At 71.3% G+C, this 24096-nt stretch carries 23 protein-coding genes and 1 pseudogene; 9 read left to right on the forward strand and 15 right to left on the reverse strand.

Going from position 1 to position 24096, the window contains the following annotated elements:
- Positions 1 to 78: 78 nt before the first annotated feature.
- From QNO09_RS36330 to QNO09_RS36350, 5 genes are all read right to left on the reverse strand, one after another.
- Positions 79 to 1662, reverse strand: a complete 1584-nt coding sequence (locus tag QNO09_RS36330; RefSeq protein ID WP_283974505.1) for a class I adenylate-forming enzyme family protein — start codon at positions 1660 to 1662, stop codon at positions 79 to 81.
- The gene (locus tag QNO09_RS36335) at positions 1649 to 3019 is read right to left on the reverse strand and encodes an FAD-dependent oxidoreductase (protein ID WP_283974506.1); all 1371 of its coding nucleotides are present in this window, start codon (positions 3017 to 3019) and stop codon (positions 1649 to 1651) included. Before QNO09_RS36335 ends, QNO09_RS36330 begins: the two co-directional genes overlap by 14 nt.
- On the reverse strand, positions 3016 to 3990 hold the full coding sequence (locus QNO09_RS36340; RefSeq protein ID WP_283974507.1) for a UbiA family prenyltransferase: 975 nt from the start codon (positions 3988 to 3990) through the stop codon (positions 3016 to 3018). Before QNO09_RS36340 ends, QNO09_RS36335 begins: the two co-directional genes overlap by 4 nt.
- 114 nt (positions 3991 to 4104) lie before the next feature.
- Complete coding sequence (locus tag QNO09_RS36345) at positions 4105 to 5247, reverse strand: DegT/DnrJ/EryC1/StrS family aminotransferase (protein ID WP_283974508.1); 1143 nt, start codon at positions 5245 to 5247, stop codon at positions 4105 to 4107.
- Complete coding sequence (locus QNO09_RS36350; protein ID WP_283974509.1) at positions 5244 to 6338, reverse strand: DegT/DnrJ/EryC1/StrS family aminotransferase; 1095 nt, start codon at positions 6336 to 6338, stop codon at positions 5244 to 5246. Before QNO09_RS36350 ends, QNO09_RS36345 begins: the two co-directional genes overlap by 4 nt.
- 357 nt (positions 6339 to 6695) lie before the next feature.
- Here QNO09_RS36350 and QNO09_RS36355 point away from each other — a divergent pair, with 357 nt between their 5' ends.
- The 6 genes from QNO09_RS36355 to QNO09_RS36380 all read left to right on the forward strand — a co-directional run bounded on the left by QNO09_RS36355 (position 6696) and on the right by QNO09_RS36380 (position 12550).
- Positions 6696 to 7772 (forward strand): Gfo/Idh/MocA family protein, encoded by a 1077-nt coding sequence (locus QNO09_RS36355; RefSeq protein WP_283974510.1) that lies wholly within the window; start codon positions 6696 to 6698, stop codon positions 7770 to 7772.
- A gap of 1 nt (position 7773) precedes the next feature.
- Positions 7774 to 8679, forward strand: coding sequence for a sugar phosphate isomerase/epimerase family protein (locus QNO09_RS36360; RefSeq protein WP_283974511.1), 906 nt, complete (start codon positions 7774 to 7776; stop codon positions 8677 to 8679).
- Entirely contained in the window at positions 8676 to 9968 is a 1293-nt protein-coding gene (locus QNO09_RS36365; protein WP_283974512.1) for a M20/M25/M40 family metallo-hydrolase, read from the forward strand. Before QNO09_RS36360 ends, QNO09_RS36365 begins: the two co-directional genes overlap by 4 nt.
- Before the next feature lie 64 nt (positions 9969 to 10032).
- Positions 10033 to 11160 carry an Ldh family oxidoreductase gene (locus QNO09_RS36370; protein ID WP_283974513.1) on the forward strand — a complete coding sequence of 376 codons (1128 nt, stop codon included), beginning with the start codon at positions 10033 to 10035 and terminating at the stop codon, positions 11158 to 11160.
- Positions 11157 to 12107 (forward strand): Gfo/Idh/MocA family protein, encoded by a 951-nt coding sequence (locus QNO09_RS36375; protein ID WP_283974514.1) that lies wholly within the window; start codon positions 11157 to 11159, stop codon positions 12105 to 12107. Before QNO09_RS36370 ends, QNO09_RS36375 begins: the two co-directional genes overlap by 4 nt.
- On the forward strand, positions 12104 to 12550 hold the full coding sequence (locus QNO09_RS36380; protein ID WP_283974515.1) for a DUF6917 domain-containing protein: 447 nt from the start codon (positions 12104 to 12106) through the stop codon (positions 12548 to 12550). Before QNO09_RS36375 ends, QNO09_RS36380 begins: the two co-directional genes overlap by 4 nt.
- A 114-nt stretch (positions 12551 to 12664) precedes the next feature.
- Here the strand turns inward: QNO09_RS36380 and QNO09_RS36385 are convergent, their stop codons facing one another.
- From QNO09_RS36385 to QNO09_RS36400, 4 genes are all read right to left on the reverse strand, one after another.
- On the reverse strand, positions 12665 to 13198 hold the full coding sequence (locus tag QNO09_RS36385) for an EF-hand domain-containing protein (protein ID WP_283974516.1): 534 nt from the start codon (positions 13196 to 13198) through the stop codon (positions 12665 to 12667).
- 197 nt (positions 13199 to 13395) lie between these two features.
- Positions 13396 to 14655: a nucleotide sugar dehydrogenase gene (locus tag QNO09_RS36390; protein WP_283974517.1), complete on the reverse strand. Its 1260-nt coding sequence runs from the start codon at positions 14653 to 14655 to the stop codon at positions 13396 to 13398.
- A gap of 49 nt (positions 14656 to 14704) precedes the next feature.
- Positions 14705 to 15013 carry a hypothetical protein gene (locus QNO09_RS36395; protein ID WP_283974518.1) on the reverse strand — a complete coding sequence of 103 codons (309 nt, stop codon included), beginning with the start codon at positions 15011 to 15013 and terminating at the stop codon, positions 14705 to 14707.
- A gap of 1013 nt (positions 15014 to 16026) precedes the next feature.
- A complete protein-coding gene (locus QNO09_RS36400) occupies positions 16027 to 16311 on the reverse strand; it encodes a hypothetical protein (RefSeq protein WP_349637013.1) in 285 nt (94 codons plus the stop codon).
- A gap of 152 nt (positions 16312 to 16463) precedes the next feature.
- Between QNO09_RS36400 and QNO09_RS36405 the strand changes: the two genes are divergently transcribed.
- Positions 16464 to 17312, forward strand: a complete 849-nt coding sequence (locus QNO09_RS36405; RefSeq protein WP_283974519.1) for a YihY/virulence factor BrkB family protein — start codon at positions 16464 to 16466, stop codon at positions 17310 to 17312.
- A gap of 86 nt (positions 17313 to 17398) precedes the next feature.
- On the opposite strand, the pseudogene QNO09_RS36410 reads toward QNO09_RS36405, so the two are convergent.
- Positions 17399 to 17602, reverse strand: a pseudogene (locus tag QNO09_RS36410) (amino acid transporter); the annotation flags it as partial.
- 951 nt (positions 17603 to 18553) lie between these two features.
- Here QNO09_RS36410 and QNO09_RS36415 point away from each other — a divergent pair.
- Entirely contained in the window at positions 18554 to 19792 is a 1239-nt protein-coding gene (locus QNO09_RS36415) for a PP2C family protein-serine/threonine phosphatase (RefSeq protein WP_283974524.1), read from the forward strand.
- A gap of 79 nt (positions 19793 to 19871) precedes the next feature.
- On the opposite strand, the gene QNO09_RS36420 is transcribed toward QNO09_RS36415, so the two are convergent.
- The 3 genes from QNO09_RS36420 to trhA all read right to left on the reverse strand — a co-directional run bounded on the left by QNO09_RS36420 (position 19872) and on the right by trhA (position 21571).
- The gene (locus QNO09_RS36420; RefSeq protein ID WP_167551660.1) at positions 19872 to 20039 is read right to left on the reverse strand and encodes a hypothetical protein; all 168 of its coding nucleotides are present in this window, start codon (positions 20037 to 20039) and stop codon (positions 19872 to 19874) included.
- A gap of 37 nt (positions 20040 to 20076) precedes the next feature.
- Complete coding sequence (locus QNO09_RS36425) at positions 20077 to 20433, reverse strand: PRC-barrel domain-containing protein (RefSeq protein WP_283974520.1); 357 nt, start codon at positions 20431 to 20433, stop codon at positions 20077 to 20079.
- A gap of 307 nt (positions 20434 to 20740) precedes the next feature.
- Positions 20741 to 21571: a PAQR family membrane homeostasis protein TrhA gene (trhA, locus tag QNO09_RS36430; protein ID WP_502962391.1), complete on the reverse strand. Its 831-nt coding sequence runs from the start codon at positions 21569 to 21571 to the stop codon at positions 20741 to 20743.
- A 214-nt stretch (positions 21572 to 21785) separates the two neighbouring features.
- Here trhA and QNO09_RS36435 point away from each other — a divergent pair, with 214 nt between their 5' ends.
- On the forward strand, positions 21786 to 22346 hold the full coding sequence (locus QNO09_RS36435; protein WP_283974522.1) for a hypothetical protein: 561 nt from the start codon (positions 21786 to 21788) through the stop codon (positions 22344 to 22346).
- Positions 22347 to 22650: 304 nt separating this feature from the next.
- Here the strand turns inward: QNO09_RS36435 and QNO09_RS36440 are convergent, their stop codons facing one another.
- Together QNO09_RS36440 and QNO09_RS36445 are read right to left on the reverse strand one after the other, a co-directional pair.
- Positions 22651 to 22854, reverse strand: a complete 204-nt coding sequence (locus tag QNO09_RS36440) for a cold-shock protein (RefSeq protein WP_031104458.1) — start codon at positions 22852 to 22854, stop codon at positions 22651 to 22653.
- Between the two features lie 241 nt (positions 22855 to 23095).
- Positions 23096 to 23434: a MerR family transcriptional regulator gene (locus tag QNO09_RS36445; RefSeq protein WP_283974523.1), complete on the reverse strand. Its 339-nt coding sequence runs from the start codon at positions 23432 to 23434 to the stop codon at positions 23096 to 23098.
- Positions 23435 to 24096: the final 662 nt, after the last annotated feature.

The following is a 24096-nucleotide window of genomic DNA, read 5'->3' on the forward strand; positions in this document are numbered from 1 at the left end:
CGCCGCCGGACAGCGGCCCCGGCAGGCCGGCACCGTCGAACGGCCCGGACCGGCCGGCCGCGTCGAACGGCGCCCCGGTCACGTCCACCGGCCGGTGCCGGCAGGTGTGGCGCCGGTGAGCTGCCGGGCCAGGGCCGCGCGGCGGACCTTGCCGGTCCCGGTACGGGGCACCTCGTCCCAGGTGAGGACGATCGGGTCGCGCAGCGCGGGCAGTCCATGCGTGGCCTGCTTCCAGGCATCCGGGTCCAGTCGGCCGTCGGCGGTGACCACGACGGGCAGCGGATCGCCGTCCGGGGCGCCGAGGATCACGCATTCCAGGGCCTGCGTCAGTCGCTGCTCCAGTACGTCCTCGGTCCGCAGGCAGCTCATACCGGGCAGGGTGTCGACGGCGCGGTCCAGGATGCTGACACTGCCGTCGCGGTGGTGCACGCCCATGTCGCCCGTGGACCACCAGTCGCCGACGCGTTTGGCGTCCCAGCGGTCCTGTTCGCCGACGTATCCCAAAGCGAGGGCCGAGGTGCGGACGAAAAGCAGGCCGGGACGGCCGCGCGGCACCGGGCGCAGCGTGTCCGGATCCACCGCGCGCAGCCGGGTCCGGCCCGGCACGGGACGGCCGAGCCGGCGCGCCGTGGTCTCCGCGTCCGGGGCGAGCGCGGAATGCCGCGTGTGGAAGCGGAAGGTCAGCGGTCCGGTCTCGGTCTGGCCCCAGCCCTGCATCCACAGCGGGCGGGCGCGGTGGCTGGCGGTCAGGTACGCGCGCAGGGCCGGCGGGTGCACTGCGTCGTAGGTGCTGATGTAGAGGCGGACGTGCCGGAAGGGGTTGTCCAGCCGGGTGGTGAGTGGCCGCAGCCGGATGTAGGAGGCGGGCAGGGCCTCGACCACGGTGGGCGGGTGGGCCCGCAGGAGCGGGTCGGCGGTCTCCGGGTCGTTTCCGGTGAGGATCAGGATTTCGGCGGGCGCGAGCGACACGACGACGGCCGTCCAGCAGAAGGTGCGTCCGTGTCCGTACGCGCTGGCGTTGGCCAGGACGTCGTTCGGGCGGATGCCGATGCCCGGGTGGCGCACCGCTTCGAAGCGGGCCAGCTTGTGCACGAGTGTCCGCGTGGAGTGGACCACCAGCTTGGGCACGCCGGTCGTCCCCGAGGTGTGATGGATGACCAGTGGTTCGTCGTCGTGGCGCCGCACCGGTACGCCGGGGCGGGACGCGTCCAGCGCGGCCAGGTGGGCCGTGCCGGGCGCGGCGGAGTCGACGGTGACGACGATCGGGGCCGGTTCGCCGGCGGCGGCGTCCCGGCAACGGGCCAGCACCGCAGCGGTGGTGATCAGCGCGGCGGGCCGCAGCCGCTCCAGCAGGGTGACGAGGTACGCGGTGTCGAGGCGGGCGGACAGCAGCGCCGGTACGGCGCCGATGCGGACTGCGGCGCAGGCGAGCAGGTCGTAGTCCCAGTGGTTGTCCTTCACGATCGCCACGCGGTCCCCGGGCCGGACCCCGGCGTCGGCGAGGCGGGCGGCGGTGGCGCGGATCAGGCCGGCGAGTTCGGCGACGGTCCACCGGGTGCCGGCCCGCGGGGCGATGTCGAAGGGCCGGTCCAGGTGGACCACGGTCCGGGCGCCGGCCGCCGCTGCCTCGTCGAACAGGGTTCCCATGTCATGCGGTCGCACGGATCTCCTCCGCTCGGTCGGGGCCGGCCGGAGTGTTCCGTCCGAGCCTGCTCAGGACGCGGGACGCGGCCAGCGCGCCCGCCCGGACGGCCCCCTCGGAGGCGGGTCGCAGCATGAGCCAGTCGCCGGCGTACTCCACGGCGCGCACCGGCCGGGAGAGGAAGCCTGCGCGTTCCCGAAGGGCCTGGGGTGTGGCTTCCGGCAGGCCGTGGCGGAAGGCGTGCACGAGACGGTGGCGGCAGGCGTCGCCGATGCCCGGGACGTAGCGTTCCGCCGCGCGGACGAGGAGGTCGGCGGCCTCGTCGGGAGGGCCTTCCAACAGCTCGGGGACCCGGTGCGGACCGGCCACGAGGGTGACCAGGCCCCGGCCTGCGGGGGCCCGGCCGGGGTGCTTGGCGTGGTCGACGACGACGCCGGAGAGCACGTCCTCCTCGGCGGCCGGGGTGAGCAGGATGTGCACCGGCCGCCGGGCGGCTGGGGCGAGGGGGCGGTCCAGCAGGCAGCTGACCTTCATCATGGGTGTGAAGGTGCAGGAGGTGAGGAACGGCAGCTCGTCGGCGGGGGCGTCCGGGCGGAGGGCAGCCGCGACGGGTGCCGGTACGGCGAGCACGGCGGCCCGCGCGGTGACCTGTCCGTCGTCGAACCGCAGTACGGCGTGCCCGCCCGCGTCGGTGACCTCACGTACGGCCCGGTGGGCGACGACCTCGGTGCCGGTGGCCAGGCGGCGGGCCAGGAAGTCCATGCCGTCGCGGTAGGTGCGCCAGGCGGCGGTGGAACCGGCCTCCAGCAGCAGGCTGACCATGGGGGCGGCCGTCGACCGGGCGGTGTCCCAGCCGAAGAAGCAGCCGGCGACCGGCTGGAAGAGGTAGTCGTGCAGATCGCGGTGGTAGCGGGCGGACACCTCCCGCACGGTGGCGGCGCCCAGCGGACTGTGCTCGGGACGGTCGCCGTCGAATCCGGCGCGGCGGCGGCCGGTCCAGGCGGAGAAGGCGGCCAGGTCGAGCCGCGCCCGGGGGGACAGGCCCGCTCCGGTGACCACGGCCGTGCTCTCGCCGACGCCCAGGTGGGCGCGTCCGCCGCGCCAGACGGCCATCGCGCCGCCGACCCGGGGCACGTCCGCGGGAGTGACGCGCAGCCGGCGCAGCAGCTCCCAGGTCGCGCGGTATCCACGAGAGGGGACCTGCTCGGCGCCCGTGTCCACCGTCCAGCCCCCCTGGCGGATACTGCGCATCCGGCCGCCGACATCCGGCAGTTGCTCGTACACCCGGACGGCCAGCCCGGCGCGGCGCAGTTCGTGGGCGGCGGTCAGACCGGCGATGCCCGCGCCGACGACGGCGACGTCGAGTTCGGGCTTCATCGGGCGGCTCCCGTTCCGACGACTACGTTGGCCACGGTCATCAGCACCACACTGAGCCGGTGCACCGCAAAGCCCGTCCGGCGGGCGGTCATGATGTCGCCGCGGACGAACCCGGTCAGGTACTGACGGGCCCGCAGCACGGTCGCCGGCAGCATCAGCAGCACGAACCACCAGGGGGCCACCCCGGTGGCCGAGGCGACCGCGCCGATGAGGAACTCGGCAACCGACAGGGCTCCGATGAAGACGGCGTTGCCCCGCTCCGAGACCAGGGCGGCCACGGTCGGACGGCCCACGGCCCGGTCGCCGGCCACGTCGTTGGTGTTGGAGTAGACGCCGAACATCAGCGGCCCGAACCCGAACAGCACCGCCTGCACCATCAGGAAACCGGAGAAGCCCCCCGTCACCAGGCCGTACGGAACGATCACCAGCACGGCGCCGAGGGCGACCAGGAACACCTCCTGGAAACCGTGGTAACTGATCTTCAACCCGTACGAGTACTGCAGCGACACCGCGAACAGCGCGCCCGCCGTCACCAGCGCCCACAGCGGGTGGTGCGGCGCGAGCGCGGCGGCGCCCGCCCAGAGCACCGCCCCGGCCGCCGCGCAGGCCCAGGCGAAGCGCAGCGCCTGGGGCACCGTCAGCGCCCCGGCGACCAGGGGTTTGCGTGCCTTGCTGCGCAGCGGGTTGTCGGGGCCGTAGTTGGCGAGGTCGCTGCCGTCCCGGAAGCCGGTGACGTCGTCCAGGGCGACCATCGCCATGAGGATCGCGACTTCGCCGGCCAGGAACACCGCCAGCACCAGTGCCTGCCGGGCGGTGAAGGCGCCGGCCGGGAACAGCGCGGCGGTCAGGGCGAGGAAGATGCCGAGGTAGTAGTCGTACACGTCCAGCTTGCCGAGCCGCGCGTACGTGCGCAGCCGACTGTGGCCGTGGGCGGTCGCGGCGGGACGGCCGGCCGCGATGCTGTCCGTCATGGATGACCTCTTGGGGGGTGTCTGCGTCCGAAGGGAGGTGCCGCTCGCCCGGGCAGCGGGATGGGCGAGGCGGGCGGTCGCGGGTCGACGGTGTCCGAGGCGGGCGGCCGCGCGTCAGCCGCGCTCGTTGGCGAAGGCGCACACGAGGTCGGCGACGTGCTCGACCTGTGCGTCGGTCAGCAGGTGGTGCACCGGCAGGGCGAGATGGCGGCGGGCGGCCTGTTCGGCGCGCGGCCAGCGGGCACCGGGTGGCGCGTAGGGGGCGAAGGCACGGTGGGCGGGCAGGGGGTGCGGATAGTAGACGTGCGTGGCCACCCCCCACTCGGCCAGGTGGGCGCCGAGAGCCTCCCGGTCCTCGGCGAGGACCGTGTACACGTAGAAGCACCGGCCGTCCGGGCCGGGCGGCGGCGGTGCCACACCACGGTCGGCCAGGGGCGCGAAGCGTTCGGTGTAGTACGCGGCGATCTCCGCCCGCCGCGCCAGCCGCGCCGGGAAACCGGGGTAGCGGTACGTCTGGAAGGCGGCCTGGATCTCGTCGAAGCGGCTGTTGAGTCCGACGGCGTGGTGGACGAACCGGCGACCGGCGTACTGGCCGTGGTTGCGCAGCATCCGCACTTTCTCGCCCAGTGCCGGGTCCCGGGTGACGACCACGCCGCCCTCGCCGGGCATGCCGCAGGTCTTGACCTGCACGAAGGAGTAGAGCCCCGCGTCGCCCCACAGTCCGGCCGGGACGCCCCGCAGTACGCCGCCCTGGGCGACCGCCGAGTCCTCCAGCAGGCGCAGTCCGTGCCGCCGGGCCAGTTCGGCGAAGCGTGGCATGTCGGCCATGACGGAGAACATGTGGGCCGGCATCACCGCCTTGGTCCGCTCGGTGACGAGCCGCTCCGCCTCGTCCGGGTCCATGGTCATGGTGTCCGGCCGGATGTCGGCGAAGACCGGTGTGGCCCCGACATCGACCACCGAGGCGGCCAGGGGCGCGCAGCCGAACGCCGGCACGACCACCTCGTCACCGGGACCGACGTCCATGGCCCGCAGCACCAGCGAGAGCGCAGACGTGCCGCTGGAGCAGGCGACCACGTCGGCGGCCCCCAGATCCTCGCGCATGAGGTCCTCGAAGGCGGCGGTGCGCCTGCCCAGGATGAACCGCTGCTCCGGGTCGAGACCCACCTCGCGGACCAGCCCGATCAGTGCGGAGCGGTCGGCTTCGAAGAGGGCGGGAGGGAAGAACGGGACGGCGGGAGGGAGCGATGCGGTCATGCGGTCGTCCTCGTTCCGGCGAGGAAGGAGCGGATGGTGTCACAGACGCGGTCCAGGTCGCCTGATCCCAGATCGGGGTGGAAGGGCAGGGCGACGGCGTGCCGGGCCGCCGACTCGGCGTGGGGGAACTCGCCCTGCCGGTGGCCCAGGTGCGCGAGGGCGGGCTGGTGGGGCAGCGGCACCGGGTAGTAGACCTCGGTGCCGATGCCGTGCCGGTCGAGGTGGTCGACGAGGGCGTCCCGGTGCTCGGTCTCGATCAGGTAGACGTAGTACACGTCGCGGTCGTCCGGTTTCCCCGCGGTGGTCCGCGGCAGGCGGACGATCCCCGACGCGTCCCGCAGACGGGCGGTGTACGCGTCCGCCAGCTCGGTCCGGCGCGCGATGTGCTCCTCCAGGAGAGACAGCTTGGCGAGCAGGACGGCCGCCTGCATGTCGTCCATCTTGCTGTTCGCGCCCGGCAGGGCGCTCTCGGTGGAGATGGCCGGGAAGTTGTTCAGCGTGCCGCCCGTCCTGCCGTGGTGGCGCAGCGCCGCGACGGTGGCCGCCGCCTCCGGGTCGTCGGTGAGCACGGCTCCCGCGTCGCCGAGCGCGCCGAGCGTCTTGGAGGGGAAGAAGGACAGAACGCCGCCGACCCCGTGCAGGCCCGCGTGCACTCCGCGCCGACGCATGCCGATCGCTTCGGCGCTGTCCTCGACGACTGTCAGGCCGTGCTGCCGGGCCACTGCGGTGACGGCCGCCATGTCGGCCATCGTGTGGAACAGATGCACCGGCATCACGAACCGGCTCCGCGGAGTGACGGCCGCCTCCAGGGCCGCGGGGTCCATGGCGTACGTCTCCGGATCGATGTCGACGAACTGCGGTGTCCCGCCTGCCAGTACGACGGCCGAAGCGGTGGCGAAGAACGAGTACGCCGGCACCAGGACACCGTCACCGGGACGCACTCCGCAGGCGCGCAGCAGCAACACCAGCGCGTCGGTGCCGCTGTTGACTCCGATCACATGCCGGGCGCCGGTGTAGTCCGCGAGCGCCGCCTCGAGCTGCCCGACCTGTTTTCCGTGGGAGAACTTACCGTTGTGGAAAACGTCGTCCAACGCCTTTTCGATGGACGGCCACAGGCGTTCGAAAGTCGCGGCCTGAGAGAAGAAGGGAATTCGATCGGCCGTTCCCGGCGCAGTCGGTAATGCGCCCTTGACGCGCGCAGGAATCTGTCCACTGGAAGGCAATCTCTCACCCGTCCCCGTCGTGTCTGCGGAATGCCCAAGCTAATCGGACTTCCTGCCGGAAGAGAAGGGAGAGGATCATCTTCACACTTTGTAGGTAATGACGTTCCGGACGCCTTGACCATTTTCTCACTGGGTAGCAATAGTCGTGCGGCGCACCGGAGTTGTGCCCGACGCACCATGACTCGCCGCGCCTGTTTCCTTCCCGTTCCCTCTTAAGGAGGCCCTGTGCTGCAGCCCCTCGTGATCGGGCTCGGCCGGTCCGGATCAGGACTGCATCTGAAGACACTCGTCCGTCTGGCCCGGCGGACCGCGGCCACGGGTGATCCGCTCGTCGTTCTGCCCGCGGTCGGCTGCGACCCGTGCGCCGAAGCTCTGCGGCCCGTGGGCTTACCCGGCGAGGTCACGGCCGTCACCACGCTCGAACAGGCACTGCAACACGTCGACCCCGCCACCGCGGTGGTCCACGTGTGCACACCGCCCCGGCTGCGCTACGACCTCCTCGCGGAGCTGGCCGGACACGGCTTCCGCCGGGTGATCGTGGAGAAACCCCTCGCCGCGTCCGCGGACGAACTCGACGCCCTGATCCGGCTGCGTCAAGAGACCGGGCTCGATCTCGCGACCGTCGCCCACTGGATCACCTCCCGGCTCGCCGGCCGGTTACGCCGGCTGGTGAGCGGCGGACGGCTCGGATCCCTGCGACGTATCACCGTCGACCAGCACAAGCCCCGCTTCCTGCGGTCCCTGGCGACCGACGGTCATCCGTCCGCCCTGGACGTGGAGATCCCCCACTCCCTGGCGCTCGCGCTCGATCTGGCCGGGCCGGCCGAACTCCGGTCCGCGCACTGCTGGGACCTGCGCTGCGAGGATCGCGGACTGCCCCGCCTGGGCGGCGCGCACGTCGAACTGGAGCACCGTTCGGGCGTGGTGACGCTGCTGCGCTCCGACCTCGGTGCACCCGTCCGGCAACGCAGCGTCGTCTGCGAGTTCGAAGGCGGGACGGCCACGGCCCACTTCCCACTCAGCGAGGACGACGACCACGCACAGTTGGTCATCGCCCCGTTCGACGGCGGTACGGCGGCTCCGCCGGCCGGAGTCCTCGACGCGGACGGAGTGCCCGGGAACGGACACCACGTCTTCCGGGACGACGCCCTGACCGACTTCCTGGACGGCGCCTACCGCGGCTTCGTCTCCGGCGCCGGGGGCATCGGGAACTTCCCGCTCGCCTGCGCGACCGCCCGGCTGCTGTGCGCGGCCCGTGAACACTGCGCCGTCACATCGCCCGCCCGCGCCGGGAGCCGCTGACATGTCCCGGCACAGCACGGACAGACCCCGCTTCCGGGGGTTCGGGCCGCTCGCCGGCATCGGCGACGAGGCGGCGCCCGGCACCGACGGACAGCTTGCCGCCCTGCGACGCCTGGGCTGGAACGCCATCGAACTGCGCACGGTCGACGGCACGGCCCTCGCCGACCTCTCCGTGGCCGCCTTCGGCGCGCTGGCCCGGCGGCTTGCGGAGGCCGGCGTCACCGTGACCGCCGTCGCGTCCCGGATCGGCAACTGGTCCCGTCCCGTCACCGGCGACCTCGGCCAGGACCTGGCGGAACTCGACGTCCTGGCCGAGCGTTGCGCCACCCTCGGCTGCCGTCTGGTGCGGATCATGTCGTATCCCAACGACGGTCTGACGGAGACCGAGTGGGCCGACCGCGTCCTGGCCCGCACGGCCGTCCTGGCGGACCGCGCCGAGCGCGCGGGCCTGGTGCTGGCGCACGAGAACTGCGCGGGCTGGGCCGGGGACCGGGCCGACCGCGCGCTACGACTGCTGCGCGCCGTGGACAGCCCCGCCCTGCGGCTGCTGTTCGACACCGGCAACGGCGTCCCCTACGGCTACCGCGCTCCGGACATGCTCCGCGACCTCGCCCCGTACGTCGTCCACGTGCACATCAAGGACGCCGTCCGCACGCCGGACGGCGGCACCGCCTACACCCTGCCCGGCGAGGGTGAGGCCGGCGTGGCGGAATGCCTGGAGCTGCTGGCCGCCCACGGCTACACCGGAGCGCTCTCCCTGGAACCCCATCTCGCCGTGCGCCCCCACGAGGGGCTGGCCCAGGCCGGTGAGGACGCCGCCGACCTGTTCGTACGGGCCGGACAGGCGCTGGCGGGGCTGCCGGGCGCCGGACAGCCGGTCACCGGCCCGCCGGACGGCCCGGTGTGAGCGGACTGTTCGCCGGCCGGCACCGTGAGTTACTGCTGGACCTGCTGCGCCTGCCGAGCGTCAACCCCCTGGAGGCCGGCCCGGACGATCCGCCGTCCCGGCTGCCCGAAATCCTCCAGCAGTACGCGACGGCCGCCGCCGAAGCGGGATTCCGCACCCTCCGCCTCGCCAGTCCGCCCGCCGCCTGCCTGGACCGTCCGGGCGTGCCGTCCACGGTCCGCGCCGCCGCCCGCGATCCGCGCTTCCTCGCGGACCAGCCCAGTCTGCTGCTGCGACTGGGACCCGAGCGTTCCCGTGCGCACACCGTGATGTTCAACGTCCATCTGGACACCGTCGCCGGGCACGCCCCGCCCGCCTTCGACGGCGTGCGGTTCACCGGCCGGGGCGCGGTCGACGCCAAGGGGCCCGCCGTGGCCCTCCTCGCCGGGCTGCGGGCCGCCGCGTCCCACCCCGCCGTCGGACGGGACGTCACCGTCCTGCTCCAAGCCGTCGCCGGGGAGGAGGGCGGCGCCCTGGGCACCTACGGCACCCGCCCACTGCTGGAGGCCGGGCACCACGGCCGACTCAACGTGTTCTGCGAGCCGACCGGACTGCGCGCGCTGCCCCGGGCCACCGCCGCGATGACCGCCCGGATCACCGTCGAGGGCGCGGACTCGGTGGACGACCATCCGGATGCCGGACACAACGCCACCGTGCTGCTGGGATTCCTGGCACAGCACCTCGCCGCCCGCCTGGACGGGGCCGTACCCGGTACACGGGTGTGCGTCGCCGGACTGCACACCGGCCGCACGCACAACCGCGTCCACGGCACCGGCACGCTGCTGCTGAACCTGTCGTACCGCCGTACCGCCGACGGCGACCGCCTGAAGACCGAGGTCACCCGGCACGTCGCCGACGGTGTGCGTCACTTCACCGAACTCTTCGCCCCCACTCGGGAGTTCGCCCGCACGGCGCGGGACGCGGAACGGATCACCCGGCTCGGCTGGGACAAACAGGGCCTGCCCGCGCTGGACAACTCCGACCCGTGGGCCGAGGAACTCCTGGCCCGCGCGGGAGCCCGGCCGGCGGCCGAGGAGCCCGGCTTCACGTGCGACGCCATCTGGGCGGCCGACCTGGACGACGCCTTCACCACCGTCCTCGGACCCGGCTGTCTAGCCGCCAACCGCGCCCACGCGTCCGGTGAGTTCATCGACCTCGCCGACCTGGAGGAGTTCGCCGGCGTGGTTCGCCGGCTCGTCACACTCTTCGCCGAAGCGGTGCCGGCGGCGTCAACGCGGCGACCTCCGTAGAGCACCACACCCCCCAACCGAACGACCTACGAAGACAACTGGCCCGCCCCGTAAGGAATCCCGTATGACGGCACCCACCGCCCCACGAGCGGCGGTCGAGCGCACACCCCTCCTCGTCGACCACGCGGAGCTGCGCGCCGCGCTCACCGGCCTCTTCACCGGCCACGGCATCCCTGACGCGCGGGCCCGGCTCGCCGCGGACGCGCTGTGTCACGGCGACCTGACCGGGCTCGACTCGCACGGCGTGTTCAACCTCACCCGGCTCTACCTGCCGTTGCTGGAGTCCGGCCGCTGCGACCCCCACGCCGAACCGCAGACCCTCACCGACCTGGGCGCCTGCGCGGTCGTCGACGCCCGCCGCGCCCTGGGCCTGTGGGCGGCGGCCGAGGCCATGGACGACGCCGTGGCACGGGCCGGACGGCACGGGGTCGGGCTGGTGTCGGTGCGCGGGGCCACCCACTTCGGGTGCGCCGGCTTCCACGCCGTACGCGCCGCGCACGCCGGGATGATCGGCGTGGTCGCGAGCAACTGCGGCGGCCAGCGCATCGCACGACCCCCGGGCGGCACGGTGGCGATGCTCGGCACCAACCCGCTGAGCGTCGCCGCGCCGGCCCTCGACGGACACCCCTTCCTGCTCGACATGAGCACCACCGTCGCACCCACCGGACGGGTCCGCGTCGCCGCCCGCCGCGGTACCCCGGTGCCCGCCGGCTGGCTGGAGGACGCCGCGGGCGCCCCGGTGACCGACCCCTCCGCCTTCGACCGCGGCGAGGCCTTCCTGCGCTGGCTGGGCGGCACGGCCGAGACCGGTGTCCACAAGGGCTACGGGCTCGGCATCGCCGTGGAACTGCTGGCCGCCGTGGTCTCCGGCGCGGCCGTGGGGCCCGCGCCCGACGCACTGGAAGGGGACGGCCGGCCGCACGGCAGCGACGACGACATCGGCTTCTTCCTCCTCGCGATCGCCCCGCAGATGCTGCGCCCCGGCGCGGACGTGGCCGCCGCGACCCGGTCCCTGTTCGGCACGCTCGCCGACTGCCCGCCGGTGCCCGGCGGCGAGCCGGTGCGCTACCCGGGCTGGCGGGAGGCGGAACTCGCCGCCGGGCGCCGCCGCCACGGCATCCCCCTGCCTGCGCACCTCCACGCGGAACTGACCGACCTCGGTCTCCTCGGCGGTCCCGGGAGCCCGCGATGACCGGGCCCTTGCGGCTCGGCGTCGTAGGTCTCGGCGCCATCTCCCCCTACTACCTGGCCGCCGCGGAACGGCTGCCCGAGTGGCAACTGACCGCCGTGTGCGACGCCCGCGCCGAGGCCCTGGAGCAGGTCCCCGGCCCGGCGGCACGCTTCCGCGACCACCGCACGCTGCTGGACCGGGCACGACCGGACGCCCTCGTCGTGGCCGTGCCCAACGACGTTCACCTGCCCCTGTGCCGGGACGCCCTGGCCGCCGGCGTCCCGGTCTGCGTCGAGAAGCCCCTCGCCCTCACCGCGGCCGAGGGGTCCTTGCTGGTGGATCTGGCGCGGCGCTACGAAGTCCCGCTGATGACGGCGTTCCACCGCCGCTACAACGACGCCGTCCACGCACTGGCACGCCGGACGACGGGTCGGGATATCCGCTCCGTCCGGGTGCGCTATCTGGAGCGCATCGAGGAGCACCTCGGCGGCGAGGACTGGTATTTGGACCCGGCCCGCTGCGGCGGCGGCTGCGTGGCGGACAACGGCCCCAACGCCCTCGACCTGGTGCGGCTGCTGCTCGGTGAACTCTCCGTCACCGGCTGCGAGATCCGCCGCGACGGCTCCGGCATCGACCGTCAGGCGGTGATCCGCCTGCGTGGCCGCACGGGAACCACGGCCTCGGTCGAGCTGGACTGGTCGTACCCGGGGGAACTCAAGGACATCGAGGTGGAGCTGGCCGGCGGAGAGGTCCTGCACGCCGACATGCTGGCCGGACACACCGGCTTCAAGGCGTCGCTGTGGCATGAGTACGAGGCGATCCTCACCGAGTTCGCCTCACTGGTCCGTATCGGTGCCCCGGCCGGCCCGGGGGCGCACGGGGGCCTGGCCTCGCTGGAACTGGTGGAGGCGGCCTACCGCTGCGCCCGGTCCGGATTGGATGCGACCGCAGCGGAGGCGGACCGGTGAATCCGGCGGAGGACGGCCAGAAGCGTGTGGTGCGCGGATCACTGGTCAAGGTGCTCGTGCACCGCCGCACGGACCGCGGCATGCGGTTGGAGGAGCACGCGGCACGCTGCGTACGCCGGGGCGAGGTGCACGAACTGGTCACCACCGACCAGTGGGACCCGCGCCCCGGCGCACGGATCGACCGGGTCGGTTTCCTGGGCTTCACCGAGTTGCTGTGCGGCGGTGTGATCGACCGGGGTGATCTGGTCCGGATCGGGGACACGACGGTCGGCACGGTGCTCGGCTTCGACGCCTGCCACCTACCGAACCACTACAACATCCTGATCCACGCGGCGCGTCCGGTCAGCGGCAGGGACCTGGGCCTGCGGCCGGAGACCGCCGTCACCTTCGTCCAGGGCCGGGCCGGGGACCAGGGCACGGTTCCCGTGCCACCCGGTGCCTGAAGGGCATCTGGTCGCGCACCGGATGGCCCCGGCCCGGTGAACGGGGCGGCGCCATCCGGTGGCGGTGGAGCCCGGGTGGTTGCCCACCCGGGTCACAGCTGCCGCTCCGGCAGGTCAGCCGAGCAGGTCGACCTCCAGGCGGCCGAAGTGGAAGTCACGGACGACCTGCAGCAGTTCGTCCTCGGACAGCCTTCCGTCGCCGTTCGTGTCCACCTTCTGGAACATCTTCCCGGCCTGGGAGGCCGGCACGCCGACGGCCGACAGCCACGCCTGGAACTCACGGGCGTCGATCTCACCGTCGTGGTTGTCGTCGCACAGGCGGACCAACGCCTTCACGATGGGAGAGAGCGCACGGTTGAAGCTCGCCTCACCCTCCTTGAACAGCAACTCCCCCGTGGCGTCGAGGAACTGCTCCCGGCTGATGGCGCCACCGGCCGGGACGCCGGCCTTCTGGGCGAGGTGCTCGTACAGCCCCTGGAAGGCACTGTGGAGCTCCTGCACCTCCGGGGAGCCGGCGCTCTTGCCGAGGTTCTGGGCGATCCGGGCGGCCTCGCCCTGGAAGTCGCTCGCCTCCAGGACGCCGTTGCCGTTGGTGTCCCACTTCTCGAAGCGCTTCACCAGGCGGTCGTTGGCGACAGCGGTGCTCATGTGTCTCTCCTAGTCTCGGACGGTGTCCGATGATGTCGAGTGGTGTCGGGTGGATGCCGGACCGCGGCACCTGGGCAGGGCCGCGACCGCGCAGGGCGGTACCGCTGCGCGGGCTCTGGGGCCGGCGAAGGCCGGCAGGGGGAGACGCCGGCTCAGGCCGGCGCGAGGAGGCACCGGCTCAAGTCGGCGCGAGGGGATCAGAGAAGGGTGACCCGGCTGCCCACGGCCGTGCCGCGGGTGTCGAGCAGGGCGCAGCGAGCCTGGCCCAGTGCTTCCCTGGCGTAACAGGCGTGATCCTGCAGCAGGATCGCCACATCGGCCTGGGCCATGGCTTCCTGGAGGTCCTCGGCGCGCGGCAGAGACCGGCCGCCGATAGTGAACTCGGCTATGTACGGGTCGTGGTAGTACACCTCGGCACCGGCGGCAAGCAATCCTGCCGCCACCGGGTGCGCCGGCGTCTCCCGGACGTCGGCCACATCCGCTTTGTAAGTGATTCCGAGGAGCAGGGCCCGTGCGCCCTCAGGGCGGCCCCGGGCATCGGTGAGCAGGGCCAGCGCTCGGTCCACGACATGGTTCGGCATGCGGCCGAGGACCTCGTGTGCGGCTGCCAGCGTGCGGAAGGCGAAGCCCTGGGATTCGGCCCGCGCGGTGAGATAGCGGGGGTCGACGGGAATGCAGTGCCCGCCGACGCCGGGTCCGGGTCTGAAGGGTGCGAAGCCGAACGGCTTGGACGCGGCACAGTGCAGCACGTCCCAGATGTCGATGCCGGTCTCGTGGCAGAACAGTGCCACTTCGTCGACCAGGGCCATGTTGACGTACCGGTAGGTGTTTTCGAGCAGTTTGGCCATCTCCGCCTCCCGCGTGCCGCGGGCGAGGACGAGGTGGTCCACGAACCGGGAGTAGAACGCGACGGCGTACTTGGCGCACAGAGAGCTGCAACCGCTCACGACCTTGGGCGTGTTGCGGATGGTCCACGTCTCGTTGCCGGGGTCGATGCGCTGCGGCGAGTACGCCAGGTGGAAATCCTCGCCCGCCTGCAGCCCGCTGCCGTGCTCCAGCAGCGGCCGCACGACGTCCTCCGTGGTGCCGGGATAGCTGGTGGACTCCAGGACGACGAGTATGCCGGGGCGCAGCCGGGCGGCGACGACCCGGGCTGCGTCCTCGACCGCGGACAGGTCGGGTAAGCCCCCCGGTGTGAGTCCGGTGGGCACACAGATCACCACGGTCTGCGCGCCGTCCAGGACCGCTGGGTCGGTCGTGGCATGAAAGCCCGCGTCCAGCATGACCGCGACCTCGGCGTCGAAGACTCCGCCGACATGGGAACGGCCTGCGGCGAGTCCCGACACCACCGTGCCGGACACGTCGTATCCCATGGTCGCCAGACCTGCCGAGACCGCGGCTCTGGAGAGCGGCAGCCCGACATGCCCCAGCCCGATGACGACGAGATCGGTGGCCATGTGCGTACGTTCTCCTGAGTGTGTGGGGGTGAACGGGAACAGCGTTGTCTCAGGCGGAGAAACTGCCGCTGCCGGGCGCCACGTGCGAGCCGTAGCCGGGCTCCACGGTGAGGCCGGGGGTCAGACAGAACGGGTCGGCGTGGACGGTGACCGGACGATCGGTGTGGTTCGTCAGCACATGCGCGTCGGGCGGAAGCTTCTGGCACCCGTGCGGATCGCGATAGACCGTCAGTGGCGTCGCTTCCGTACTGAACACCACAACGTCGCCCTGCTCCGCCGCGGCAGCGGTGCCGGTGGCGGCGCTCGCCGCGAGCAGCGCACTGGCAGCGGCGAACATGAAGACCGTGGCGCAGCGCATGAATTGGTCCTTTCGGCAGCGTGTTGTCGAAATGATTCTTTTCGGGAGATGCACCCCCTAAGCACGGCCCAACCCTGATGCGCCCGAACCAGTGATGCAGTCAAATGAAATTGACACCACGGTCGGTGATCCGCGCGCCCCGTCGGTGTCTGACGCGCGCGGGGCCGGGCACCGGTTCACCGTCTCGGCGAGGCACCGGTTGTGGCTCAGGCGATCCCAAGGCGGCTGCCGACCAGCGGCCACCCGAGGAAGATCGTGCCGCCCCCCACGGCAGCGTTGCCTGCGAACTCGGGTGCGCCGAAGCACCCATCCGCCGTTCCTGTCCGTCTTTCGCAGCTGACGCGAGATTTTCGCATCAGATGCGACTCGGGGCGTCTTCGCAGTTCAATCGCTCGATGGAGTGAGGTCCGCAGATGTCCGCCAACGCCAACCTGCACGACCTGGTCGGGTCCCTGTGCGTAATCAACGAGGACGGGCAACCCCTCGCCGTAGGGCCAGAGACCCATCCCGCAGCCCCGCGCCTGTACTTCACCGGGTACACCAATCCCCTCACGGCTGTCCTTCGCCAGGCGGGCATCGAAGCGCGCGCCATCACGCGGGCGTTACGGCGCGAGACGGCGCGGGTCCCCCTTCCCTCCCCCCGCGTTGGCGACCGACACGGCCGACACACTCCACAGAGGGCACGCTTCGAGTTGACGGGGTCTCGGGAGCTCGGTCCTGCAGCGGCGTGCCCGGCCGGCCGGAGATCGCCGAGGTTTTCGAGATCGTAGGAGTCGCTGGTCTTGCTGGCCCTGACCACCATGTGCTTGACGCCGGGGTCGCCCGGCCCTCCCGAACTGCACCAGATAGGTTGCCATCGGCCTTGGTGTCGAAGGTCTGGACGACGGTTCCCGCAGTACAGGCACCGTTGAGATCCAGCGACTGCCCGCCCTCGACAGCCACCTCCAGGAGCGACGAACCCGTAGCTCGGGCGCTTCCCGCCCGTCGGCGCGCGCGGCCGCCCGGCGGAACGGTCAGGCGGCGTAGCAGAGCACCGCGGGGCCGGCCGAGGCCGCGGCGCGGGCCACGGTCGCGGGCATGGGACGGACGGTGCGAACGGTGGGCGCGAACTGCGAGCGGTTCCGCGCGAAGACGACGAGGCGCAGCACCGTGAACCGCGCGACACCGGCGAGTGCGGAGGCGGACAGGTAGACGACCTGCTCGAGCACCGCACGGGGCGCCGCCACCAGCTGCTGCAGGACATCGCCACACAGGTCACCACGTACGCGGCCGCCGCAGACCCGGCCGAGAATCTCCACAGCCTGTTCACCGCGCGGTGCCAAGGGGCCGTGGCCCCCGCGGCCGTCCCGCCTTCCCAAGCACGTCGGGTAACCCCGGCACGCGTGCCGGGTTCTGTCGCACCGCAGTGCTGGATGGTGGCCCGAGGACGAAGAGTGAGAGCATCCGCGTCATGGATGCAGACGGTCACACGGCTCGGTGGTGGGTGGCGTTGCGCCGGACGCCGGTGGCCGTCTGGAACGACGACGTCACGGACTGGGGCGCTGCGCTGACCTACTATGCGGTTCTGGCCCTGTTCCCGTTGCTGCTGGTGATCCTCTCGATTCTGGGTCTGACCATGCCCACGGCCAAGCCGGAGGTCATCGACCGTATGACGCAGGCGGCCCCGGCCGAGTCCCGTGCTCTGCTGCGCAGCACTCTGCGGCAGATGGTCGCACAGCCGACGGCGGCATGGACGCTGATCTTCGTCGGAGGGGCGGGGGCTCTGTGGTCGGGATGCAGCTATCTGAGCGTCTTCCGCCGGGCGTTGTACGCCATGCATCGGATCAGCGCGGACCGGCCGGTCTGGCGTACCGCTCCGCGCATCATCGCCACGGCCCTCGTCCTGAGCTCCCTGCTTCTGACGTCGACCCTCGCGTTGTTGCTCACCGGCGGCCTGGCCCGGCGTCTGGGTCAGGCTCTGAGTCTGGGTACCGGGCCCCAGGCCACCTGGGACACGCTGCGGTGGCCGGTCGTGGCCGCCGTAGCCGTCGCCTTGGTGCTCGTCCTGTACCGGTCAGGACCGGCATCCTCCCGCCCTGTCCGGAGGATGGCGCCCGGCGGCACACTGGCGGTTGCGCTCCTGCTGACCGTCTCACTCGGATTCGCCGTCTACACCTCCCTGGTCAGCACCTACGACCGTCTGTACGGTTCACTGGCAGGCGTCGTGGTGTTCCTGGTCTGGCTGTGGCTCTCCAACCTGTCCCTCCTGATCGGCGCTCAGTTCAACGCAGAGCTGACGAAGCCTGCGCACGGGGAATGAGCCGGTCTTCTCGTACCTGCGGCTGACCGCCCGTACCCTTGGGGCCGGTTCACCGCGGCCCCGTGGGCCGTGGCGGCCTCTGGCCTCGCACGGCGCGCCGTCCGCCGCTGGACCGGCAGGGCACCGCACAAGGTCAGCGCGATCAGGGCCAGGGTGGCGAGGGGAGACCACAGGCCGACCGCGAGCGCGGCGATGCCAGGTTGGTAGCCGGGCGTGGAGAAGCAGTCGGCATCGTGCAGGCACATCACGCGCCACCACCGGTGCCCCTCCTGTTCGGGGTGCGGGCCCGGGCGGGCGTCCGCTCACTCAGGCCCTGTCGAGTCAGACCACCCATCGTGCATCCGGGGCGGCGGATTTGGGGTCTCGCCGAATCCGACCATCTGCCCGGCCTCAAGACAAGGTCATCGGCGAACTGTGGCTCCGAGATCTCGAGCTCACCGCCTGGCGCGTTCTGCATGCAGACTGCAGGTCGGACGATTCGGCTGGGCGGAAAGCCTTCCTCGACGCCTGGACCAGCGCCTGAACGACTGCTCCTCCAGGCAGCCGCGCAGGGCATGCGGCGCCCGAGTCGGCACGTGGCGCGCACCCCGGCCTCGTACCCCTACTCCTCCGGTTCGGTGTTGCAGCACCTTGCGAGCAACCCTGGTCGCCGACGAACTGGGACACGTACGGTGAGGCGGCCGAGCCCGGGACAACGCCTGATGTGACCGAGTTCAGAAAGGGCACAAGAGCGGACCCCCTTGTTCGGGCGAAAGGACGGCCTGCACGGGCCGCGGCAGTCACCGGACGCGGCGGGCACTATCCCTCGGGCAAGGCTGCGAGGTCAGGCCGGGGTTGATGTTCTCGGCCTGCGGGTCCTTCTGGGCCTGGGAGACGTTGAACGGTGGGTGCCCGAACGGCGTACCGTTCGGGCACCCACTACTGTTTGTCATCTTCGGTGCCAGCGTGGCATGGACTCTGGTAGGCCGGATGACTGCGAGGCCCAGGCGTTCCACACGGCGACGGTGGCCGCGCCGTTCGACGAACAGCCGGCCGACAGGTGCATCCGTTCAGAGGCTCTGTGGTGCAATAACATCTACCGGGCACCGGGCACCGGGCTTGGCGCCAGCCCCTCGCATCCCCGGGCCGAAGCCCTGAGCAGCACCGAGCAGCGAGGAGTCACCGTGACCGTGCGCGGGCCTGACGGGGACGGTGGGTCGACCACTCGTACTCCCGCGAACGGGGATGGCCGGGGCAGGGAGATAACCCTAACGGAGACTCTGGCCGCAGCGGAGTCCGCAGCGCCTGTGGAGTCGCTCGACGTGGTCGCGCACATGCTCAAGGAGCGCCTCGGGGCCGCGTCCGTGTCGTTCCTCATCACCGACTTCACCGGCGGATCGGTCGTACGGCTGGGGGCGGCGGGCAGCATCGATACCGATCAACCCGCCCGGCGCATCACACTGCGCGGCACCCTGTACGACGACGTGATCCGCACCCAGCGGCCGAGCGTGGAGGACAAGGGCGAGGGCACGCTGGTGCGGATCGTCGCCCCGGTGACCAACCGCGGGGACGCCATCGGACTCCTCGAACTCTTCCTGCCCGCGGCGCCGGACGCGGAGACGATGCGGGAGATCGGCGAGACCGCGCACGCCCTGGCATACATCGTCATCGCGAACCGGTCCTACACCGACGTGTACCAGTGGGGACGCCGCACCAGCCCGCTGAGCCTCGCTGCGGAAATCCAGCACCGGCTGCTCCCGGCGTCGCTGGCGTGCGAGGCCGCGCAGTTCGCGGTGGCCGGGGCACTGGAGCCCGCCGACCACGTCGGGGGCGACACCTTCGACTACGTGATCGACCGGGATACAGTCCAGCTCTCCGTCACTGACGCCATGGGGCACGATGTCGACGCCGCGCTGCTGGCGACCCTCCTGGTGGGCGCCCTTCGCCGGGCACGGCGGGCCGGCGCCGACCTCGCCGAACAGGCCCGACAGGCCGACCAGGCGATGCGTGAACACGGCCGCCAGAGCTACGTCACCGGCCAGCTCCTGCGCATCAGCCTGACCGACGGCAGGGCCGAGTTCATCAACGCCGGCCACCCCTGGCCGCTGCGCATGCGGAACGGCCAGGTGCGGGAGATCACTCCGAAGATCGATATGCCGTTCGGCTTCCAGGTCCCCCACACCTACCGGGTCCAGTCGCTGGACCTGCAGCCGGGCGACCGGCTGGTGATGCTGACCGACGGCATGCTGGAGCGCAACGCCAACAGCCTCGATCTGTCCGACCTGATCGTGGGTACCCGCGCGCTGCATCCCCGCGAGGCCGCCCGCACCCTCATCGCGGCGATCGTAGACGCCAACCACGGCCACCTGCAGGACGACGCGACCGTCATGTGCCTGGACTGGCACGGCGTCGGCCACTCCGAGCGGGACGCCGACACCGGCGCCGACCTCTCCGATGCCTCCGCCCCGTCGCGGACGGGGCGGACCACTCCTGGGCGATGACTCGACGACTGCTCCGACACCCCACTACGTCCGGTCCCCGGGCGGGCGGCCCGTGGGGGCGCTTGCCCGGCTGACCGCGTCACCGGGGGAGGCGCCTGCGGCGGCGGCCCAGGCGTAGGCCGAGGAGGACGAGGTCGGCGACCAGAACCACCACGCCGATGACCAACAGGTAGAACAGGCCCTTCGCCACCACACCGATGATGCCGAGCACGATGGCCACAATGAGCAGCAGGAGGAAGAGAGCCATGGGTGTCACCTCATGGTGGGGGACGTTGGTGAGGGCATCAGCGGCGGGCGAGGCGACGTTCGCCGCCCGCACCCGTTCGGTAGGCGAGCTCGTAGTGCGCGAAGACTGTCTTCTCGTCCTCCGCGAGCAGTTCGCCGTCCGTGCCGATCGAGGGCGCTTCCTTGACCTGCTTCTTGTCGTAGGCGACCTTCAGATAACCGGGACCGACCGTCGCGTCGCCCAGGGGGACGAACACGAGCCGGTGCCGGGTCGGAAGGCCGACCGTCACCGTCGCGAACGCGGGCTGGTCTGTGGCCGTGTCGACATAGACCGCCTCCAGGACGCCGATCTTGTGCCGCTCGTGGTCGACCACGTCGTGACCTCGCCATTCCCTGATGTCTTGCGCCTCGAACACGGAGCCCCCTCTGTCTCAGATCAGCTGAAGACCGCTGTCGTCTTTCTCTCGCTCCTCCCTCCTTACCTGCCTACGGAGCGTCACACCCTGGAGAGCAGCCAACTTTCAGGGCGGACGGCGGCGGATAACCTCGTATCCCTGGCCCCTCCACCGGCGTACGGGTGATGCGCCACAGCGAACCATCCCCCTGATGTCTTCCGCCTCGACTTTCACGCGCGGGGCGATGCCTCGGCGACCGCCCGGTCCGCCGCGGTCCAGCACGCGGCGACGTGGGCGATGAGCGGTGGACCGGAACACTGTCGCGGGGTCAGTAGGTGGCGAGGGAGATGGCGGTGTAGTGCGCGGTGAAGGCCACCACGGTCAGCGCGTGGAAGACCTCGTGGAAGCCGAACCAGCGGGGTGCGGGGTCGGGCCGCTGGAGGGCGTAGACCACCGCGCCCGCGCTGTAGAAGAGACCGCCGACAACGATCAGGACCACTACGGCCGCTCCGCCGGTGCGCAGGAAGTCGGGCAGGTAGCTCACCGGTGCCCACCCCAGCGCCAGGTAGCACGGGGTGTACAGCCAGCGAGGGGCTCCGACCCACAGGACCCGAAACGCGATGCCGGCCAACGCTCCTGTCCAGACGATCCACAGCAGCACGGACCGCTGGTCCGGCGGGAGGAGGATCACAGCAAGGGGGGTACAGGTGCCGGCGATGATCAGGAAGATGTTGGCGTGGTCGAGGCGTCGCAGAAGAGCCTCGCCGAGCGGTCCCCAGGTGCCGCGGTGGTAGATGGCGCTCGTCGCGAACAGCAGCCAGGCGGTGACCGAGTACACGGCGCAGGCCACGACCGCCTGCGAAGTACGGGCCAGGCAGATGAGCACGACGCCTGCGATCAATGCGGCGGGGACCATTCCGGCATGGAGCCAGCCACGCAACCTCGGCTTGATCGGCTCGGCCAGGTCGGAGACCCGCTCCACCAGAGCAGCAGCCGAGTGAGCCCCCTCCCCCACATGGTCGCCCTGTGATTCGTCGGGCAGCCCGTCTGCACGGCGCTCTCCACGCGCTGACCCGACGTGACCACATTCGACTTCAGCGGCGTCGCGGGACACAGCTTCTCGTCCTCCCCCGGGCTCCCGGGCGTCACTGGCAACCATGCGGTCATGCTAGGAAACCTCACCCGGACACATGACGGGAGGTCGATCCACAGCCACGTCGCCGGGCCCGGGCCGGTTCGCCGCCGTGTGAACTCCAGTCCCCTTGACGCTACCGCCGATTGGGCCTGCCGAAGCCGAGTAGACCGGCTGGTCATGGGAACGATCAGGGCTTCCGAACGGGGCATCTCCGCTCGCCTGCGCGCAAGGATCGCCGATGCTTCCTGAGGTCCGCCCCCACGTATCCACCGCCCTCGCCAACCAGTTGGCACACCAACTGGACCTGGCTCCGCATCTCGAAGCCGACCAGCTCGATGTGGAGCGCGTCGCCGGGATCGCAGTGGTCGCAGCCGCCCACTCCGATGGCGATGCGGCCACCGGCCATCTCCTCGGGCTGCTGGCCGCGCTGCCTGCCCCCACCGAGGCAGGAGAACGCTTCTGGTCGGACCTGTGGAGGCCGTCGGGCACCGCACACCTGCTGCCCGTCAACATCAAGGCCCCGGTGCTGCGTTCCCTGGCAGGAGAGGGAACCACCCTGGGCCGGCAGGTCCTCTCGACCGTCGATGAGATGACCCCGCCCCAGCGCGTCGCGGCCGGGGAGGTGATCGGTCAGGCCCTCGCCGAGTCCGACCATCTGCCCGACCTCAAGACACAGGTCATCGGAGAACTGTGGCTTCGAGATATCGAGCTCACCGCCTGGCGCGTCCTGCACGCAGACCGCAGGTCGGACGATCCCGCTGGACGGAAAGCCATACTCGACGCCTGGACGAGCGTCTGAGCGTCGGCTCCTTCGAGCTGCACGGCAGCCGCGCAGGACATGCGGCTCCCGTGCCCGACGACGCTTGCAGCGACTAAGGTCCGGCGACCGTCTCGGTGCGCAGGTCAGAAAGTTCCGGGCCGAAGTCGCACCCGCCCGGGGGCCTCCACAGATCAGGGGCCGCGCAACCATTGCTGCGCGGCCCCTGATCCTGCCGGCCCGGCACGAGAGCAGGCGCCTTCGTCCGGGTGGGTGGCAGAACCCGCAGGGGCGGCGGCCGCCACCTGGACGCGGCGTGCGCGATTCCTCGGGCAGGTCTGCGAGGTCAGGCCACGTTGATGTTCTCGGCCTGCGGACCCTTCTGGCCCTGGGTGACGTCGAACGTCACGGCCTGGCCCTCCTGGAGCTCACGAAAGCCTGTGGAGTTGATCGCGGAGTAGTGCGCGAAGACATCCGGGCCGCCGCCGTCCTGGGCGATGAAGCCGAAGCCCTTCTCCGCGTTGAACCACTTCACAGTTCCCGTAGCCATGTCTCATGCCTTCCAGTCGATGAACGCCTCCCACTCGATGTGGCAGACGGAGGTGATCGTCCTGGTCCCTGCGGCACAGCACAGCAAAACGCCCACACCGAAGGCGTGGGCAAGAGGGAATTCCGAACCACGACAGCTGACGCAGACGCTACACGCCCACACACCGCGTCACCATAGGAAATGATCACACCGCACACCGCGACCGTGCGTGCGGTGCCGCCTACACTGACGGGCACTCATCTCATGCTGCCGCCGTTGGGTTCGCCGATTCGGCGGCACGGCGATATTCGGCGTTGAGGCGCTGGGCTTCCTCGAGCTGGTCTTCGAGGATGACGATCCGGCAGGCGGCCTCGATGGGGGTCCCTTGGTCGACGAGTTCCCGAGCGCGCGCGGCAATACGTAGCTGGTAGCGGGAGTAGCGGCGGTGGCCGCCTGCGGAGCGGAGTGGGGTGATGAGGCGGTGTTCGCCGATAGCGCGGAGGAAGCCCTGCGTGGTGCCGAGCAGTGCGGCGGCCCGGCCCATGGTGTAGGCGGGGTAGTCGTCGTCATCGAGACGGCCGAGCATGTCGTCTGCTGTCATCGCACCTCTCTGTGGAACGCGTGGAGGGGCCCTGGCGCCGTACTGCCGCCAGGGCCCCGAAGGAACTGCTACACCATCTGCCGGCCCTGATACTGCACCGGCCCTCTGTTTCCGCAGACCCGACCGAGACGCTGTCGGGGGCGCGGGGATCGCGGTTGCTCGACCGGAGACCACCTCACTATCGATGTCCTGCGGTACCCGGGTCCAAGACTTCCACCCGGGCGATCCTGATGGCGCTCGGCTCCTCCGTTCTCCCTCTTGATCAGCTACTTACTAACGGAAACTGCGAACTACTGGTGGCCTCGAACAGCGCCACTCTTCGGCAGCCAGCCCCGTCGCCCGTCCTGCGTCTGCTCTGGCTTGGAACCCCACTGCCGAACCTCCCGGTGCGCGCGCCCGCAGTCGACGCCTTCACCGAGGTACTGCTCACTGGCTTCACTGCTGGGTACTGCGAACCTTCACTTACTGGTACTGCCACTGCGGTACTGCTCATGGCGGCCCCTGATCACTGCGGGCCACCCGGCCCGGTCGTCAGTCCCGTCGCCGTCCTGCAACCGCTCTGGCTTCGGAACTCCACCACCGCACCGTCCTGCTAAGAAGTCATCTCATTTGGCTGACTCGGTAGGCTATCGCCCGTGGGGATCGTTGAGCGGCTGGTGCCT

It is taken from the genome of Streptomyces sp. 378, assembly GCF_030124145.1.
Lineage (GTDB): Bacteria > Actinomycetota > Actinomycetes > Streptomycetales > Streptomycetaceae > Streptomyces.

What these genes read in the sequence shown, in the direction of transcription:
- QNO09_RS36335 (WP_283974506.1), bottom strand. Translation starts at nt 3,019, where the DNA reads ATGAAGCCCGAACTCGACGTCGCCGTCGTCGGCGCGGGCATCGCCGGT.
- QNO09_RS36340 (WP_283974507.1), bottom strand. Translation starts at nt 3,990, where the DNA reads ATGACGGACAGCATCGCGGCCGGCCGTCCCGCCGCGACCGCCCACGGC.
- QNO09_RS36345 (WP_283974508.1), bottom strand. Translation starts at nt 5,247, where the DNA reads ATGACCGCATCGCTCCCTCCCGCCGTCCCGTTCTTCCCTCCCGCCCTC.
- QNO09_RS36360 (WP_283974511.1), top strand. Translation starts at nt 7,774, where the DNA reads ATGTCCCGGCACAGCACGGACAGACCCCGCTTCCGGGGGTTCGGGCCG.
- QNO09_RS36370 (WP_283974513.1), top strand. Translation starts at nt 10,033, where the DNA reads ATGACGGCACCCACCGCCCCACGAGCGGCGGTCGAGCGCACACCCCTC.
- QNO09_RS36375 (WP_283974514.1), top strand. Translation starts at nt 11,157, where the DNA reads ATGACCGGGCCCTTGCGGCTCGGCGTCGTAGGTCTCGGCGCCATCTCC.
- QNO09_RS36385 (WP_283974516.1), bottom strand. Translation starts at nt 13,198, where the DNA reads ATGAGCACCGCTGTCGCCAACGACCGCCTGGTGAAGCGCTTCGAGAAG.
- QNO09_RS36390 (WP_283974517.1), bottom strand. Translation starts at nt 14,655, where the DNA reads ATGGCCACCGATCTCGTCGTCATCGGGCTGGGGCATGTCGGGCTGCCG.
- QNO09_RS36395 (WP_283974518.1), bottom strand. Translation starts at nt 15,013, where the DNA reads ATGCGCTGCGCCACGGTCTTCATGTTCGCCGCTGCCAGTGCGCTGCTC.
- QNO09_RS36405 (WP_283974519.1), top strand. Translation starts at nt 16,464, where the DNA reads ATGGATGCAGACGGTCACACGGCTCGGTGGTGGGTGGCGTTGCGCCGG.
- QNO09_RS36420 (WP_167551660.1), bottom strand. Translation starts at nt 20,039, where the DNA reads ATGGCTCTCTTCCTCCTGCTGCTCATTGTGGCCATCGTGCTCGGCATC.
- trhA (WP_502962391.1), bottom strand. Translation starts at nt 21,571, where the DNA reads ATGGTTGCCAGTGACGCCCGGGAGCCCGGGGGAGGACGAGAAGCTGTG.
- QNO09_RS36435 (WP_283974522.1), top strand. Translation starts at nt 21,786, where the DNA reads ATGCTTCCTGAGGTCCGCCCCCACGTATCCACCGCCCTCGCCAACCAG.
- QNO09_RS36440 (WP_031104458.1), bottom strand. Translation starts at nt 22,854, where the DNA reads ATGGCTACGGGAACTGTGAAGTGGTTCAACGCGGAGAAGGGCTTCGGC.
- QNO09_RS36445 (WP_283974523.1), bottom strand. Translation starts at nt 23,434, where the DNA reads ATGACAGCAGACGACATGCTCGGCCGTCTCGATGACGACGACTACCCC.